At 70.6% G+C, this 15,667-nt stretch carries 13 protein-coding genes; 5 read left to right on the top strand and 8 right to left on the bottom strand.

Features of this window, described 5'->3' with window-relative positions:
* Positions 1 to 36: 36 nt before the first annotated feature.
* From UG56_RS13110 to UG56_RS13130, 5 genes are read right to left on the bottom strand one after another with little or no spacing between them, the layout of a single operon-like run.
* Positions 37 to 1,512, bottom strand: coding sequence for a sodium:solute symporter (locus UG56_RS13110; RefSeq protein ID WP_045551639.1), 1,476 nt, complete (start codon positions 1,510 to 1,512; stop codon positions 37 to 39).
* A gap of 27 nt (positions 1,513 to 1,539) precedes the next feature.
* The gene (locus UG56_RS13115; protein ID WP_071327056.1) at positions 1,540 to 3,165 is read right to left on the bottom strand and encodes a thiamine pyrophosphate-binding protein; all 1,626 of its coding nucleotides are present in this window, start codon (positions 3,163 to 3,165) and stop codon (positions 1,540 to 1,542) included.
* Complete coding sequence (gene speB / locus UG56_RS13120) at positions 3,162 to 4,109, bottom strand: agmatinase (RefSeq protein WP_045549757.1); 948 nt, start codon at positions 4,107 to 4,109, stop codon at positions 3,162 to 3,164. Before speB ends, UG56_RS13115 begins: the two co-directional genes overlap by 4 nt.
* Before the next feature lie 58 nt (positions 4,110 to 4,167).
* A complete protein-coding gene (locus UG56_RS13125) occupies positions 4,168 to 5,727 on the bottom strand; it encodes a purine-cytosine permease family protein (protein WP_143055020.1) in 1,560 nt (519 codons plus the stop codon).
* Positions 5,727 to 6,152: a YybH family protein gene (locus UG56_RS13130; protein ID WP_045549755.1), complete on the bottom strand. Its 426-nt coding sequence runs from the start codon at positions 6,150 to 6,152 to the stop codon at positions 5,727 to 5,729. Before UG56_RS13130 ends, UG56_RS13125 begins: the two co-directional genes overlap by 1 nt.
* A gap of 193 nt (positions 6,153 to 6,345) precedes the next feature.
* Between UG56_RS13130 and UG56_RS13135 the strand changes: the two genes are divergently transcribed.
* Positions 6,346 to 7,299, top strand: a complete 954-nt coding sequence (locus tag UG56_RS13135) for an Lrp/AsnC family transcriptional regulator (RefSeq protein WP_071327057.1) — start codon at positions 6,346 to 6,348, stop codon at positions 7,297 to 7,299.
* On the opposite strand, the gene UG56_RS13140 is transcribed toward UG56_RS13135, so the two are convergent.
* Both UG56_RS13140 and UG56_RS13145 read right to left on the bottom strand, forming a co-directional pair.
* Complete coding sequence (locus UG56_RS13140; RefSeq protein WP_045549753.1) at positions 7,235 to 8,719, bottom strand: glycoside hydrolase; 1,485 nt, start codon at positions 8,717 to 8,719, stop codon at positions 7,235 to 7,237. The genes UG56_RS13135 and UG56_RS13140 overlap by 65 nt on opposite strands.
* Positions 8,719 to 9,765, bottom strand: a complete 1,047-nt coding sequence (locus UG56_RS13145) for a LacI family DNA-binding transcriptional regulator (RefSeq protein ID WP_256206608.1) — start codon at positions 9,763 to 9,765, stop codon at positions 8,719 to 8,721. Before UG56_RS13145 ends, UG56_RS13140 begins: the two co-directional genes overlap by 1 nt.
* Before the next feature lie 136 nt (positions 9,766 to 9,901).
* Here UG56_RS13145 and UG56_RS13150 point away from each other — a divergent pair, with 136 nt between their 5' ends.
* The 4 genes from UG56_RS13150 to UG56_RS28390 are packed head-to-tail and all read left to right on the top strand — an operon-like array spanning position 9,902 to position 14,500.
* On the top strand, positions 9,902 to 11,290 hold the full coding sequence (locus UG56_RS13150; protein WP_045549752.1) for an ABC transporter substrate-binding protein: 1,389 nt from the start codon (positions 9,902 to 9,904) through the stop codon (positions 11,288 to 11,290).
* Positions 11,290 to 12,252, top strand: a complete 963-nt coding sequence (locus UG56_RS13155) for a carbohydrate ABC transporter permease (protein WP_256206610.1) — start codon at positions 11,290 to 11,292, stop codon at positions 12,250 to 12,252. The genes UG56_RS13150 and UG56_RS13155 overlap by 1 nt, the downstream gene beginning before the upstream one ends.
* Positions 12,249 to 13,100 (top strand): carbohydrate ABC transporter permease, encoded by an 852-nt coding sequence (locus UG56_RS28385; protein WP_045549751.1) that lies wholly within the window; start codon positions 12,249 to 12,251, stop codon positions 13,098 to 13,100. Before UG56_RS13155 ends, UG56_RS28385 begins: the two co-directional genes overlap by 4 nt.
* A 59-nt stretch (positions 13,101 to 13,159) precedes the next feature.
* Positions 13,160 to 14,500: a glycoside hydrolase family 32 protein gene (locus tag UG56_RS28390; RefSeq protein ID WP_045549750.1), complete on the top strand. Its 1,341-nt coding sequence runs from the start codon at positions 13,160 to 13,162 to the stop codon at positions 14,498 to 14,500.
* Between the two features lie 9 nt (positions 14,501 to 14,509).
* Here UG56_RS28390 and UG56_RS13170 read toward each other — a convergent pair whose 3' ends face one another.
* Complete coding sequence (locus UG56_RS13170; RefSeq protein WP_045549749.1) at positions 14,510 to 15,424, bottom strand: sulfite exporter TauE/SafE family protein; 915 nt, start codon at positions 15,422 to 15,424, stop codon at positions 14,510 to 14,512.
* Positions 15,425 to 15,667 lie beyond the last annotated feature (243 nt).

Genomic DNA, 15,667 nt, shown 5'->3' on the forward strand with positions numbered 1-15,667 from the left:
CCTAGGACGAGTCCGCATATTTGACAATGACGATTTTCAGATTGTCCCGACGGCGGCAGGAGCCTCGGCACTCTCCTCGCCCGCGAGCCGGCCGGTCCACTCCCGCATCACCGCGGGCTCGGTCGGGCGGGTGAGCAGGCTGACCACGACGTACGCCACGGCGCTGACGACGAGGCCCGCGTAGACCGGTTCGTTGGCGAGCACGTCGCCGACGACGGCCATGGTCGCGAGGGTCGCGACGGTGCCGGTGGCCATCGCCACCACCGCGCCCGCGCCCGTCCCCCGGCGCCACACGAAGCCACCCAGGATCGGCACGAGAAGGCCGCCGACGAGGATGTCGTAGGCGATCGTCAGGGCGGAGACGACGTCGCTGAGCAGCGAGGAGATGACGACGACGGCGATGCCGATCACGACGACGTAGACCCGGTTCGAGCGTACGTCGTGCTCGGGGTTCTCGGCCTCGTCCTGGACGGCGGCCGGGGTGCGCCCGACCAGGCGGGCGAGCAGGGGCTGCACGTCGGTGCGGGCCACGGTCGCGGTAGCGATCAGGGCACCCGACGCGGTCGACATCATCGCGGCGACGGCCGCGGCGAGGACCAGGCCGCTGATGCCGACGGGGAGGATCGACTGGGCGATGGTGGCGTAGACGTCGTTGCGGTTCTCGACGGTCATGAAGGTGGAGGCCGCGGCGCCGATCAGCGCGCCGGCCACGCCGTAGAGCAGGCAGTAGACACCAGAGGCGGTGCCGCCCCAGCGGGCCACCTGCGGGGAACGGGCGGTGAAGACGCGCTGCCAGATATCCTGCCCGATCAGCATGCCGAAGGTGTAGACGACGATGTAGGTGATGATCGTGCCGGTGCCGATGGCGCCGAGGTCGAAGACCGAGTCGCCGGCCCGCTCCCGGATCCCGTCCAGGCCGCCGGCGTGGCTCCAGGTGAACGGCAGCAGCAGGAAGAAGACGCCGATCGTCTTCAGCGCGAACTGCACCATGTCGGTCAGGGTGATCGACCACATCCCGCCGATCGCGGAGTAGATCACCACGATGGCTCCGCCGATCAGCACCGAGATGGCGCGGTCGGTGCCGAAGAGGACGTTGAACACCGTCGCGTACGCCATCGTGGAGGTGACCGCGAGCATCAGCGTGTAGGCCACCATGACCAGGCCCGAGGCCGCGGTCGCGCCGACGCCGTAGCGCAGCTCCAGCATCTGGGCCACGGTGTAGATCCGCAGCCGCTGGATCCGGACGGCGAAGAAGAGGCTCAGCGCGAGCACCCCGAAGGCGATCGCGGCCACGAGCCACGCCCCGGAGAGGCCGTACTCGTAGCCGAGCGCGACCCCGCCGACGGTCGAGGCGCCGCCGAGGACGAGTGCGGACATGGTGCCGGTGTAGAGCACCGGCCCGAGGCGGCGGCCGGCGACGAGGAAGTCGGCGCTGTCGCTGGTGCGGGACTTGCCCCACCAGCCGAAGGCGACCATGGCGGCGAGATAGATGACGATGATGGCGAGATCCATGTGGGGGCTCCCAGTCAGGTGGATGGGTCAGGTGGTGGCGAACATGCGGAGGGTGGTCGGAAGGACCACGACGGCGGGGCCACTGGTGGTGAAGGTGCCGGCGACGATCTCGCCGATGGTCTCGAGGGTCGCGGCACGCACCGGGATGCCGAACGCCTCGGCGAGGCGGACGAAGTCGGGCCGGGCGAGCTCGGTGGCGGTGGCGGCACCGAACGCGCCGGTCATGTACTCGCGCAGGATCCCGTAGCCACCGTCGTCGATCACCAGCCAGGTGACGTCGACGTCGTGCTGGCGGGCGGTGGCGAGCTCGGCGATGGAGTACATCGCGCCGCCGTCGCCGGTGACCGCGAACGTACGCCGCCCGGTCCCGACCGCGGCACCGATCGCCGCGGGGAAGCCGAGCCCGAGGCCGCCGGAGGCCTGTGCCGTGTGGAAGCCGCCGCTGCGGGGGTCCCAGGCCGACCAGGCCCAGTACGCCGCGATCGTCATGTCCCAGAAGGTGTCGGCGTCGTCGGGCACCGCCGCGCGCAGGTCGGCGAGGAGCCGTTGCTCCGCGGCGAGGTCCTGGGCGTCGAGCCGTTTCTCGACCCGGGCTCGCAGGTCGCGGGCGACCTCGGCGCCAGACCGTCTGCTCCTCGACCGCGGGCCGGCGTCGCCGAGGGCGGCGGCGAGGTCTCCCAGCGCCGCGGCGGCGTCGGCGTGCACACCGAGGACATCGTGGTTCGAGCCGAGCACACGGGCCTCGGCATCGATCTGGATCACCCGGCCGCGCGGGGCGAAGGTGCCGTAGTTGCTGGTCACCTCGCCGAACGAGGTGCCGATCGCGAGCAGGACGTCGGCGTCCTCGAGCAGGTCGGTGGTGTGCCGATCCTCGATCCAGGCGCCGGCGCTGAGCGGGTGCGCGAGCGGGATCGAGCCGTTGCCGCCGGAGGTGGAGACCACCGGTGCGTCGAGGAGCTCGGCGAGGGCGACCAGGACTTCCGGGGCGCCGGCGGAGCGGCGTACGCCTCCCCCGGCGAGGATCACCGGGCGCTCGGCCGCCGCGAGGAGGCGGGCCGCCTCGGCGGTGACCTCCGGCCTCGGCCGCCGGGGTGCGCGCGCCGACGCGGTCAGCGAGGTCACCGGCGGCACCGCGACCTCCTCGAGGAGGACGTCCTGCGGGATCTCGACCCAGACCGGCCCGGCCGGTGCCTCCTGGGCGGTGGCCCAGGCGTCGGCGAGGACCCCGGGGATCGCGGCCGCGTCGCGGACGACGGCGGTGGACCTGGTGACGTTGCGGGCGCTGGCCTGCTGGTCGTCGAGCTGGTGCAGGTAGCCCTTGCGCGCACCGCCGAGCCCGTCGCGCGGGATCTGGCTGGTGATCATCAGGATCGGCACGCAGGCGGCGTACGCCTCCTGGAGCGCGCCCAGTGCGGTGAGCGCTCCGGGCCCGGTGGAGCAGAAGACCACCCCGACCTGGCCGGTCGTGCGGGCGTACCCGTCGGCGGCGAAGACCGAGTTGTTCTCGACCCGGGAGGAGACGAAGCTCAGCCCGCTGCGACGGATGGCGTCGAAGAGCCCGAGCGCGTGCTGCCCAGGGATGCCGAACACGTGGGTCGCGCCGAGAGCGGTGAGGCTCTCGACGGTGACGTCGCCGCCGTTGCGTCCGGTCATGCCTGCTCCGCGTGCCGCATCGCGAGCAGCGAGACCAGGTCGTAGGCGACGTGCGAGGCGGCGACCCCGGTCAGCTCGGCGTGGTCGTACGCCGGGGCGACCTCGACCACGTCGGCGCCGATCAGGTTCAGGCCGGCGAAGCCGCGCAGGATCTCGAGCAGCTCTCGCGAGGTCAGGCCGCCGGCCTCGGGGGTGCCGGTGCCGGGTGCGTGGGCGGGGTCGAGGACGTCGATGTCGACCGAGACGTAGACGGGACGGTCGCCGACCCGCTTCCGGAGCTTCTCGACCACCTCGTCGACGCCCTGGCGGAAGACGTCGGAGGAGGTGACGATCCCGAAGCCGAAGCGCCGGTCGTCCTCGAGGTCCTTCTTGCCGTAGAGGGGGCCGCGGGTGCCGACGTGACACAGGGCCTCGGTGTCGAGGATGCCCTCCTCGACCGCCCGCCGGAACGGGGTGCCGTGGGTGTACTCGGCACCGAAGTAGGTGTCCCAGGTGTCCAGGTGGGCGTCGAAGTGCACCAGCGCGACCGGCCCGTGCCGCTCGGCGGCCGCACGCAGCAGCGGCAGGGCGATGGTGTGGTCGCCGCCGATCGTCACCAGCCGGGTGCCGCCGGCGGTCAGCTCGAGCGCCGAGGCCTGCACGGTCTCCAGCGCCTCCTCGATGTGGAACGGGTTGGCCGCGATGTCGCCCGCGTCGACCACCTGGGCCGAGGCGAACGGGGAGACGTCCAGCGCCGGGTTGTAGGGACGCAGCAGCCGCGAGGACTCCCGCACGTGCGCCGGGCCGAAGCGGGCGCCGGGCCGGTAGGAGACGCCGGTGTCGAACGGCACCCCGACGACCGCGATGTCGGCGTGCTCCACCTGGTCGAGGCGGGGCAGGCGCGCGAACGTCGCGATGCCGGCGTAGCGGGGGTTCTGGGAGGCGTCGATGGGCCCGATGGGCATGGGGTGGTACTCCTTGGGTGGTGCGGATGGTGCGAGGTGGTGCGGAGGTGGCTCGGCGTCAGCCTGCGACGGTGGCCGCGGGAGCGGGCCCGTCGTCGACCGAGGTCACCGGGGTGTTCGCGGCCGGTGCCGTCGGCACCAGCCGGGATCCCTCGGGTCCGTAGGCGTCGCGCGGCTCGGGGAAGGCGAAGAGCAGGCCGAGGTAGAGCAGTGCGCCGAGCCCCATCCCGAGCGGGATCGAGATGTCGACGCCGCCAGGGATCAGCGGGGCGAGCGGGCCGACGAACTGGCCGGGCAGGTTCACGAAGGTGAGCGCGACGGCGGCCGCGATCAGCCAGGCGGCCAGGCCGCGCCAGTTCCAGCCGTGGGCGAACCAGTAGCGGCCACCGCGCTGGCGGCGGTTGAAGACCTGCAGCGAGTCGGAGTCGTACCAGCCGCGCCGGACGTACCAGCCGATCATCATCACCATCATCCAGGGGACGGTGCAGCTGATGATGAGGACGGCGAAGGCGGAGATGCTGGAGACGACGTCGAAGACGAACCGGCCGATGAAGATGACCCCGATCGCGAAGACGCCGATCAGCACCGTCGACTGCACCCGGTTGAAGCGCGGGAAGACGCTGGAGAAGTCCAGACCGGTGCCGTAGAGCGCGGTCGTGCCGGTCGACATGCCACCGATCAGGGCGATCAGGGCCACGGGGGCGAAGTACCAGCCCGGCGCGATCGCGAGCAGCCCCGAGGCGTACGCGCCGGTCTCGAAGATCCCGGGCTCGCGGGTCGCGATGATCGTCATCGTGACCAGCCCGAAGCAGAACGGTACGAGGGTGGCGACCTGCGCCAGGAAGGCGGCCGCCATCGAGGACCGCCCGGGGGTCTCCCGCGGGATGTAGCGGGCCCAGTCGCCCAGGAAGGCGCCGAAGCTGACCGGGTTGGACATCACGATCAGCGCCGAGCCGACGAAGGCCGCCCAGAAGCCGGGCTGGGCGAACGCCTCCGAGCCGGAGCCGAACGCACCGGCGTAGCCGGGGTCGAAGTCACCGGCGAAGGCGATGATCCCGAGCAGGAAGAGGAGGGTCGCGGCGATCACGGCGATCTTGTTGACCAGCAGCATGAACCGGAACCCGTAGATGCACACGATCAGCACGAGCACCGCGAAGAGTCCGTAGGCCAGCCCCAGCGTCAGGTCGTTCTCCGGGAGTCCGACAGCGCGGTGCGCGCCGCCGACGAGAACGTCGCCGGAGCTCCACACCGAGATCGAGAAGAACGCGAGCGCGGTGAGCAGGGAGAGGAAGGAGCCGACGATCCGGCCGTGCACGCCGAGGTGGGCCGAGGAGCTGACCGAGTTGCTGGTGCCGTTGCGCGGGCCGAACAGGGCCATCGGGGCGAGCACGACGGCGCCGAGCAGCAGCCCGAGCAGCGTGGCCAGCAGCGCGTGGCCGAAGGAGAGGCCGAACAGGATCGGGAAGCTGCCGAGCACCACGGTGGCGATCGTGTTGGCGCCACCGAAGGTGAGCCGGAACAGGTCGATCGGACGGGCGCTGCGCTCGGGGTCGGGGATCGGCTCGACGCCGTGCTGCTCGACCTCGGTGACCTTCGGCGGCTGCGGCTGCGTGCTCATCAGATGTCCTCGCCCGGCTGGGCGGAGAGGTGCTCGTGCACCGCGAGGAGCTCACCGTCGACCAGACGGAACACGATCGTCTCGCGCTCGCGGGTGGTGGTCCCGGCCGGACCGCCCGTCGAGGTCGTGGTGAGGACGTCGTGGCTGAGGACGGCGGTGTCGCCGTGGACCTGGACGAGGCGTGCGCTGCTCCGGCAGGACTCGACCCGCCAGCCCTCCGCGACCCAGGCGGCCCACAGACGCTGGTAGGCGGCGCGGTCGTCGAGACGCCGCGGCTCGGTGTGGAAGACGAAGCTGGCCTCGGGGGCGAAGCAGGCGAAGTAGGCCGCGGTGTCGGTGGCGGCGAACGCGGCGACGAGCCGGTCGGCGGCCTCGTGGACCTGCGACTCGGTCAGCGTGGCTGATGGGGCGGTGATCGTGGACACCGGGCCTCCTGTGTCTGTGGGTCGGCCGAGATCTGCGTCACCTTAAGAGCATCCGGAGCGCCCCTGCAATCGTTTCGTTCTTAACCTGGCCGTAATAGCTGTCGATATGTCGGAGATGGCCGGAGGATCCGTCATAATCGCAGCAGATCCCCGCCTCAGAGGATCGATCCGACCCTGGAGACGCTCTCAAAAAATGTCGAACGAAATCACGCCCGGCGTCCTCGACGGCACCGACGAGGCGATCCTCGTCCTGCTCGAGCAGGACGGTCGCCTCACCCACCGCGAGATCGCCGCCCAGGTCGGCCTCTCCCGATCAGCGGCGGCCACACGGGTCCAGCGCCTGCTGGCCGAGGGGCACATCGACGTACGCGGCGTGGTCCATCCGGCCGTCCTCGGCCACGACGTCCTCGCCCACGTCTCGGTCACTGTGAACGGCTCCGCGACCCACGTCGCCCACGCCGCCGCGGCGCGCGAGGACACCACGCTGGTCTCGATGACCAGCGGCCACCACGCCCTGGTGCTGGAGCTCCGCGCGAAGGACATCGTCCGGATCGACGACGCCCTCGCCGAGGTGCGCGCGATCGAGGGCATCGTCACCACCGAGACCCTGCTCTACACCGAGGTGATCCGCGACGTGGCCGCCCCGGTCGGCCCCGCACCGGCCGCCGGGTCTCTCGACGAGACCGACTATGCGCTGCTCCGCGCGCTGCAGGCCAACGGCCGCGCCTCCTACGTCGACCTGGCCGCGAGCGTCGGCCTCTCCCCCGCCGGCACGCGGCGACGGGTCGTCCGGCTGCTCGACGGCAACGTCGTCCGGGTGGGCGCGGTCGTGCGCCACTCGGGCCGGGAGCGGCGTACGGCGACCGGGATCGGGCTCCGCCTCGACGGCGCCGCCCACCGGCCGATCGCCGAGCAGCTCGCCCGGCTCCCCTCGGTGATCTTCGTGGCCCGCACCCTCGGGCGCTACGACGCCCTGCTCACCGTCAACACCGCCACCTCCGGCGACCTCGTGGACGTCCTCGACCACATCCGCGAGCTCGACGGCGTCCGCGAGGCCGAGACCTGGAGCCACCTCCGGTTCATCAAGGAGACGTACGCCTCGCTGCGTCTGGGGCAGAGCAGCGGACCTCGAGCCGTTCCAGGCTGACCTCGCCGTCGGTGACGGAGAGGCCGACGCGCCCGGAAGGATGGTCGTACATCCGTGCGCTCATCGAGACGCTCCCGTCGAGCACGGCGGTGCACAGCGACCCGTCGAGGAGCACCCGGACGGTGTGCCGGCCGGGCGCGAGGTCGGCGAACCGCTCGAGCTCGACCGCATGCGGTACGTCGCCCTGGATCTGCCACTGCTCGCCGCCGGTCCGGGTGCGTGGCCAGCGGTCGAAGACCATCCGGCCGCGCTGCGGCTCGAGGCGGATCTCGTAGCCGGAGTCCTCGCTCGCCCGGAGCAGCAGCGCGCACGCCTGGGTGCCGGGCGCGATCTCGAGCTCCGCGGTGATCAGCGCGCGGGCGGGTGTCTCCGGGCCGAGCCAGACGCTGTTCCTGGTGCGGGCTCCGGCTCCAGGCGTGGCATCGGCACCGTCGACGGGCGCCAGCGAGACCTCGACCGCCTCCGGGAAGAGGGCCACCGTCTGGTGTGGCAGGTCGAAGGTCAGGCTCCCGTCGGGTCGCTGCCCGGTCTCGAGCACGGCCATGTCCCCGGCCCACTGCCAGCCGCCGGAGTCGCTCTCGTGCTCGCGGGTGGCGATCCAGCCGATGACGTAGCGCCGGCCATCGTGCTCGACGGTCTTGGCGGCGTAGAACGCCCGGCCCTCGACGGTGTCGTCGGCCGGAGCCAGCCACGGGCCCTCGGGTGAGGACGCGATCCGGTAGCGGGTCTGGAAGGCGTCGGAGAACTCCGAGTAGACCAGGTACCAGTGCTCCCCCATCCGGAAGACGTCCGGGCACTCCTGGGTGATGAAGCGGCGCGGGTCCCAGACCGGAGCGTCCGGCCGCCAGGTGACCAGGTCGTCCGAGGTCAGCGTCGCGACCACGCCTCGGCGCCGGTCCGGGCCGCTGTCACGGCGGGCGGCGAGCAGCATCTGCCAGGGCCCGTCCGGATCGGGGCGGTGGACGAACGGGTCTCGCCAGTCCTCGGGCAGGTGGCCCGGCAGCGCGCCGAAGGACCACTCCGGGTGCCTCGTCCACCGCGCCGGGTCACCGTCGCTGGTGGCGTGGCAGACGATCTGCAGGTCGCCGTCGGCGGAGCGTACGCGGGGGTTGTGGCCGGTGTAGAAGAGGTGGAGGGTCCCGTCGTCGCCGGTGACGACGCTGCCGGTGTAGCAGTCGAAGTCCTCCGCGTCCGGGCCGCCCGAGGGCAGCACCACCCCGCGGTCCTCGAAGTGGACGAAGTCGGTGGTGGTCACCGCGGCCCAGGGCATCCCGGTGCGCCGCAGGCCCTCCTCGTCGACGGCCGGGTCGCGCCCGTCCAGCAGGTAGTAGAGCCACACGACCCCCTCGTGCGCGAACGGGATCACGTCGCCGACATAGGCGCCCTCCGGACGGAAGTGGAGCGTGGCCTCCTCCCCCATCAGGCACCCGCTCGCGGTGCGGCCAGGGAGCTGCGTACGACCAGCTCGCAGTCGACCAGGTGGCGGCCGGGGTCGGGGTCGCCGTCGGCGAGCATCAGCTGTCCCGCCAGCGCCCCCATCTCCAGGTGGGGCAGCCTGACGGTGGTCAGGGCAGGGTGCACCTGGTCGGCGATGTCGGGCTGGTCGTCGTAGCCGATGATGCTCACGTCGCGCGGACACTCCAGGCCCAGCGAGTGGACGGCGAGCAGAGCCCCCACGGCCATCCGGTCGTTGCCGCACACGAGCGCGGTCGGGGCGCTCTCCTGCAGGACGGAGAGCGCGAGCTGATAGCCGGAGCCGATCTGGTAGCCGCCGTACACACGCCGCAGCTTGTCCGGGTCGAGACCTGCCTGCCTCGCCGCGTCGACGAAGCCACGCTCGCGTTCGTGGCAGGCGTAGTCGTCCCGGAACCCACCGAGGAAGACCACGTCGCGGTGGCCCGCCTCGAACGCGGCCCTCGCCGCCATCGCACCACCCGCGTACTCGTCGGCGAGCACGACGCAGGCCTGCTCGCCGTCGACGTGCGGCCAGCAGTTGACGTAGACCGAGCGGGTGTCGCGCGCACCCCGGCTGGCGCGGATCGGGTTCGCGCCGTGCGACGCGTAGACGACACCGGCGACCCCCTGGGCCAGCAGGTTGCTCACCGCGTCGTCGCGGGTGTCCGCCGTGCCGGCCCGCTCGACGACGTAGCAGACGTAGCCGTCGGGCTGGACGGCCTGCTGGATGCCGAGCAGGATCTGGCCGGCGTAGGGCTGCGACACGATCTGGTCGGTGATGACGCCGATCGTGTAGGGCCGGTTGGAGCGCAGCGACTGGGCGGCCCGGTTCGGGCGGAAGTTGAGCTCGGCCGCGGCCTCCAGGACGCGAGCACGGGTCTCCTCGGCGACCGAGACGTCGCGGCGGTCGTTGAGCACGAACGAGACGGTCGGCTGCGAGACCCCGGCTCGCTTCGCGACGTCCTTCATGGTCACCCGGCGCCCGGGGCGCGGGCCGGCATCTGATGTCACAGCATCCTCCACGAGCTCATGATGACACTTTACCAATACGTATTGCTAACACATTCTGCGGGTGTTACCGTCGTCACACCAATACGTATTGGGCGGCGTCTCGATGACGCCGCCCACCCATGAGGAAGGGGCGAAGATGACCCACATCATCGGCGCCGGGATGGACCGTCGCGCGCTGCTCAAGCTCGGAGGAGCCGGCATCGCCACGCTCGGGCTGGGACCGCTCACCGCCTGCTCGGGCAGCGGCTCGTCCGACACGATCAAGATGCTCTACTTCGGCCAGCAGAGCGCCGCCACCGCCCTGCAGAAGAAGCTGCAGCCCCAGGTGACCAAGCTCGACAAGGCCATGAAGCTCGAGGTCACCGGCATCAACGGCACCGACTGGAACGACTTCCTCGCCAAGGTGCTCACCCAGATCGCCTCGGGCTCGGCCCCCGACCTCGTCAGCGTGGCGACCGAGGGCCTGCAGCTGATGGCCTCCAAGGAGCTCCTGATCCCGCTGGACAGCTACGTGACCAAGGACCTCTCCTCGCTGCAGAGCTACTTCGACGACATCCATCCGGCCCTGGTCGAGTCGATGATGTATCAGGGCCACCTCTACGAGCTCCCTGACAGCTTCAACGCCGGCAGCATGTTCTACAGCACCGGCCTGCTCGAGAAGGCAGGCCTGGAGGCGCCGAAGGAGTCGTGGACGACCGACGACTTCCACACGTACGCCACCAAGATCGCCGCGACCGGACCGAAGGTCTACGCGTTCGACTGGGTGGTGCGCCTGTGGGGAAGCTGGACCTCGTTCCTCTACGCCAACGGCGGCAACCTGCTCGAGGAGGGCAAGTACTCCGGCGGCGACTGGCTGTGGAAGAGCGCCTACAAGGACAACCCGGCCGCAGTGGCGGGACGCGGGGGCGGCTGGAAGTGGGGCCAGCCGACGGCGAACTCGGCGGCAGCGGTCGAGGCGTTGGAGTACCTCATCGACCTGCAGCGCTCGAACCTCTCGCCCTCCCCTGACGTCGGTGGCGGCGCCACCCTGCAGGGGCTGTTCTCCTCCGGCCGGATCGGGATGACGATCGGCGGCGGGTTCTGGGCCGGCGGCCTGCACAACGCCGGCATGAAGGACGGCAGCTTCGACGTGCAGCGCTTCCCGACCTGGAAGAGCAACAAGTCGCTCTTCGGCGCCGGCGGCTACGGCATCTTCAACTCCTCGAAGAAGAAGGACCTGGCCTGGGAGATCGTGAAGATGATGGTCCAGCCGGAGAGCTTCGACATCATGTTCCCCGGCAACGTCACCACGCCGGGCCGCAAGTCGCTGATGACGGCCGAGCGCTACTCGAGCACGGGCCCGTCCAACTGGTCGGTCTTCTACGACCAGCTCGAGGGGTCGGTCCCGATCTCGGCGCCGCCCTACTACAACGCCCTCGCCACCTCGCTCAACCAGCGCACCACCAAGGCCATCTCGACGGGCAACGCGAAGGCAGCGCTGGACGGCATGCAGGCCGACTTCGAGAAGGCAGTGAAGGGCGTCTGATGTCGACGTTGGCTCCTCCCCGGAGCGGGAACGCGCGCCCGCTCCGTACCGACCCCGGTGGTCGTCCCCGACGTGGCACCCGCCGGCTGGCCCGCCGTGAGGCCGGGTTCGGGTTCCTGATCATCTCGCCGGCGGTGCTCTTCGTCGCGGTGTTCACGCTCGCCCCGATGATCGCCTCGGTCGCGCTGTCGTTCTTCTCCTGGGACGTCATCACGCCGCCGAGGTTCGTCGGGCTCGACAACTTCGAGCGCATCGTCCGCGACGACGCGGTCGTGAGCTCGTTCGGGACCACGCTGCTGCTCGCGTTCGGCATCGTCGTGGTGCAGCTCGTCGTGGGGCTGGGCCTGGCCGTCCTGGTGAACCAGCGCCGCCGGCCCGCCGCGAAGACGTTCTTCCGGACGACGTTCTACCTGCCCCTGCTCGCCTCGACGGCAGCCGTCTCGATCTTCATGGGCTACATGTTCGACATGAAGTTCGGGGTGATCAACTACTACCTGAACGCGGTCGGCCTGCCGTCCGTCCCCTGGCTCACCAGTACGTGGGGCGCGATCGTGACGATCATCCTGATCGCCGCCTGGCAGCAGGTCGGGTTCACCTTCGTGATGTTCGTGGCGGCGCTGACCTCGCTGCCCACCGACGTCCTCGAGGCCGCTGCGATGGACGGCGCCGGACCCGTCCGGACGCTGTTCGGGGTCAAGATCCCGCTGATCAGCCCGACGATCCTGTTCGCGACCGTGGTCGCGATGATCAACGCTCTGCAGCTCTTCGACCAGCCGTTCATCATGACCAAGGGCGGGCCTGGCACGGCGACCACGACCGCGACGATCGTGATGTACCAGACGGGATTCCAGAACCTCCAGTTCGGGTACGCCTCGGCGATCGCGAGCGTGCTGCTCGTGATCATCCTGGCCATCACCGGGCTCCAGTTCCTCGCCGCACGGAAGTGGGCGTTCTACCGATGAGCAGTCAGATGATCCTCAACGGCGGCATCGCCGGCCGGTTCTGGCGGGGCGTGGGCCTCGTCGTGCTCCTCCTGGCGGCGGTCGTCGCCCTCGGGCCCCTGCTGTGGACGTTCACCACGTCGCTGCGTACGCCTGCGGAGGCGTTCACCAACCCGCCCAAGTGGCTACCGACGAACCCCGACTTCGGGAACTACTCGGCCGTCTTCCAGCAGGTGCCGATCGGCACCTTCCTGATCAACAGCACGATCGTCACGGTGCTGATCGTGATCGGCCAGACGATCACCTGCACGCTGTCGGGCTACGCCTTCGCGATGATCCGGTTCCCGGGCCGCAACGCCATCTTCGGCGTCTTCCTGGCCACGATGATGGTGCCTCTGCAGACGATCATCATCCCCGTCTTCGTGATCGTGAAGTCGCTGGGCCTCACCGACAGCCTCGGCGCACTGGTGATCCCGGCGCTCGGCAGCGCGTTCGGCACGTTCCTGATGCGGCAGTACTTCATGCAGATGCCGCTCGAGCTGGGCGAGGCGGCCCGCATCGACGGCGCCTCCCAGTTCCAGATCTTCGCGATGGTCTACGCCCGGATGGCCGCTCCGGCCGTGGCGACCCTGGCCATCTTGAACTTCTCGGCCTTCTGGGCGGAGTTCTACCGGCCGCTGATCTTCCTGCAGTCGCAGGACACCTTCACGCTCCCGCTCGGCCTGGTCGGGCTGCAGGGCAACCTCGGCACGGGGTCGATCTCCGTCGTCCTGGCCGGCGTCGTGCTGGCGATGGTGCCCAGCGTCCTGCTCTTCGTGTTCGCGCAGCGGTACTTCATCGAGGGCGTCACCGCGGGCTCGTTCCGCTGACCCCGTCGCCCTCCGTCCCCCTCTCGTCTCGCTTCACCGACCCCAGAAATGAGTGCGCCTTGCCCACGGACCACCTGCTGCCGCGATTCCACATCCGCCCGCCCCGCGGCTATCTCAACGACCCGAACGGACCGATCCAGGTCGGCGACACCACCCACCTCTACTTCCAGTACCGCCCCAGCACGGACACGGACGTGCCGGTCGAGTGGGGCCACGCCAGCAGCGCCGACCTCGTCACCTGGAAGCTGCACCGGCCGGCGATGGCACCCGAGCCGGGCGGCCCCGACACCGACGGCTGCTGGTCCGGCAACACGATCATCGAGGACGGCAAGGTACGCGCCTTCTACTCGGGTCGCCGCAACGACCTGGAGTTCCAGCCGGTGATCACCTCCCTCTCCAGTGACGGTGGCGCGACCTTCGACGCCCCGGAGCTGATCGGTCTCGACCCCGGCCCGGAGGAGGGCATCACGATGTTCCGCGATCCCTTCGCCTGGTACGCCGACGACGGCCTCCACCTCGTCGTCGGGGCCGCCGGCCCGGACCAGACGGCGTCGATCCGGCACTATCGCCGGACCGACGCCGGCTGGAGCTACATCGGCGACCTCGCCTCCCTGGTCCGGCAGGACGTCGCCGGCAACGACTCCGGCGAGGGCTGGGAGTGCCCGCAGGTCTATCACCTCGACGGCCGCGCCCTCGCGGTCGTGTCGTCGTGGTCGCACGCCGACGGCCCGGCGAACGTGCTCGCCTTCTTCGCCGACCAGCCCGAGCGGGCCGTCCGGGTCGACGACGGACCGAGCTTCTACGCCGCCTCGGCGATGCGGACCAGCCCCTACGGTCCGCTGATGTTTGGCTGGATCACCGAGGGCCGCTCGCCGGACTGGTGGGAGGAGGACGGCTGGGCCGGGACGATCTCGCTGGCCCGCACCGTCGCGCTCGGGCCCGACGGTGGGCTGCGGTTCGCGCCGGTTCCGACGGTCGACTCCCTCCGCTCCGGGTCCGGCTCGGCCCCCGTCGACGGTGGCGGGGTGGAGATCGGCGCTCAGGCCGAGATCTCGGTCCCCCACGTCGACGGCACGGTGCTTCTCGAGTTCGGTGGGTCCGAGTCGGTCGAGATCACGGTCGACACCGGCGCCGGGACCCTCGTCCTCGACGGGCGCCACGCCAGTCGCGACGAGCGTGCCGAGCCCTGGCGGATCGTGGTCGACGATGCGTACGACACCTCTGCCGGGGCGCCCGCGCTCCGGCTGTTCCTGGACGGATCGGTCATCGAGGCGTTCACGAGCGCCGGCCGGGTGGCCACCGCGCGGGTCTACCCGACCCAGGCTCCCCCGTGGCGGATCACCGCTCCGTCCGGTGCCCTGACCTGGGCGCTGGACGGGGCCGGTGACCGATCCCGGTGAGGGTCCTGGTCAGGCGTTCGCGTTCGCGTTCACGGGCTCGGCTGCAGGCTCCGGCGCCGGCTCCTGGGCGTCGGTCAGCCTGCCGCCGGACTTGCGCACCGCGATCGCGACGATGACGGCGGCGACGGCGAAGAGCACGCCGTAGGCAGCCACCGACTCGGCGTCGAAGTTGCGCAGCAGCGTACGTCCGTTGGTGATCAGGATGATGCTGCCGACCAGGCCGCCGAGGATGGGCAGCGAGAGGTGCTTGACGAGGTAGGCGGCGAACGGGGCGGCGATCACGCCACCGACGAGGAGCCCGCCGATGATCCGCCAGTCGAGCGCCTCTCCTGCCAGGCCGACCAGGAAGCCGACGCTCGCCGAGACGGTCGTGACGAACTCGGCGGTGGAGACCGAGCCGATCACCTTGCGCGGGTGCAGGGTGCCGCTGCTGATCAGGGTCGGCGTGGTCACCGGGCCCCAACCACCGCCACCGGTGGCGTCGATGAAACCGCCGAAGAGGCCGAGCGGGGCGAGCAGTCCGAGACCAGGGCGGCGGCCCGGGATGAAGACCGGCGGCTTGCCGAAGACGAAGCGGGCGATGATGTAGACGCCCAGGACGAGCAGGAGGCCGGCCACCCAGGGCGTCGCGCTCTCGGTCGAGATGTTGGAGAGGACGGTCGCGCCGGTGAAGGCGCCGATCCCGCCCGGGATCGCGATCTTCGCCACGACCTTCCAGTCGACGTTGCCGAGCCGCCAGTGGGACACACCCGAGGCGAACGTGGTGCCCACCTCGGCCAGGTGTACCGACGCCGACGCCACCGCCGGCGCGACTCCGGTCGCGACCAGCAAGGTGCTCGAGGTGACGCCGTAGGCCATCCCCAGTGACCCGTCGACAGCCTGGGCCGCGAGACCGACGAGCGCGAAGATGATCAGGCGCTCCATGCGAACCTCCTGTGTGGGATCGAAGACGGTGAAATAGTCATGTAACTCGATTTACTATAAATAGTCGAATCAACGGGGCTGGGGGTGTCTCGGCGGGTGGGCCGGGCACGGGGGTCGCCTCGCTGGTCGAGCCGTCGGAGCTGGTGGGCGGGGGCGTGTCGAGACCTGGTGCGCCGGTGGTCGAGCTTGTCGAGACCACCCCTTGAGGAAACCTCGGTTGGCGACTGTGTTTTCGGTTCAGGG

It is taken from the genome of Nocardioides luteus, assembly GCF_000960475.2.
In the GTDB taxonomy this organism is placed as follows: domain Bacteria; phylum Actinomycetota; class Actinomycetes; order Propionibacteriales; family Nocardioidaceae; genus Nocardioides; species Nocardioides luteus_A.

Excerpts from the sequence above, each read along its gene's own strand:
- UG56_RS13155 (WP_256206610.1), top strand. The coding sequence starts at position 11,290 with ATGTCGACGTTGGCTCCTCCCCGGAGCGGGAACGCGCGCCCGCTCCGT.
- UG56_RS28385 (WP_045549751.1), top strand. The coding sequence starts at position 12,249 with ATGAGCAGTCAGATGATCCTCAACGGCGGCATCGCCGGCCGGTTCTGG.
- UG56_RS13125 (WP_143055020.1), bottom strand. The coding sequence starts at position 5,727 with ATGAGCACGCAGCCGCAGCCGCCGAAGGTCACCGAGGTCGAGCAGCAC.
- UG56_RS13140 (WP_045549753.1), bottom strand. The coding sequence starts at position 8,719 with ATGGGGGAGGAGGCCACGCTCCACTTCCGTCCGGAGGGCGCCTATGTC.
- UG56_RS13170 (WP_045549749.1), bottom strand. The coding sequence starts at position 15,424 with ATGGAGCGCCTGATCATCTTCGCGCTCGTCGGTCTCGCGGCCCAGGCT.
- UG56_RS13150 (WP_045549752.1), top strand. The coding sequence starts at position 9,902 with ATGACCCACATCATCGGCGCCGGGATGGACCGTCGCGCGCTGCTCAAG.
- UG56_RS13110 (WP_045551639.1), bottom strand. The coding sequence starts at position 1,512 with ATGGATCTCGCCATCATCGTCATCTATCTCGCCGCCATGGTCGCCTTC.
- speB (WP_045549757.1), bottom strand. The coding sequence starts at position 4,109 with ATGCCCATCGGGCCCATCGACGCCTCCCAGAACCCCCGCTACGCCGGC.
- UG56_RS13135 (WP_071327057.1), top strand. The coding sequence starts at position 6,346 with ATGTCGAACGAAATCACGCCCGGCGTCCTCGACGGCACCGACGAGGCG.
- UG56_RS13115 (WP_071327056.1), bottom strand. The coding sequence starts at position 3,165 with ATGACCGGACGCAACGGCGGCGACGTCACCGTCGAGAGCCTCACCGCT.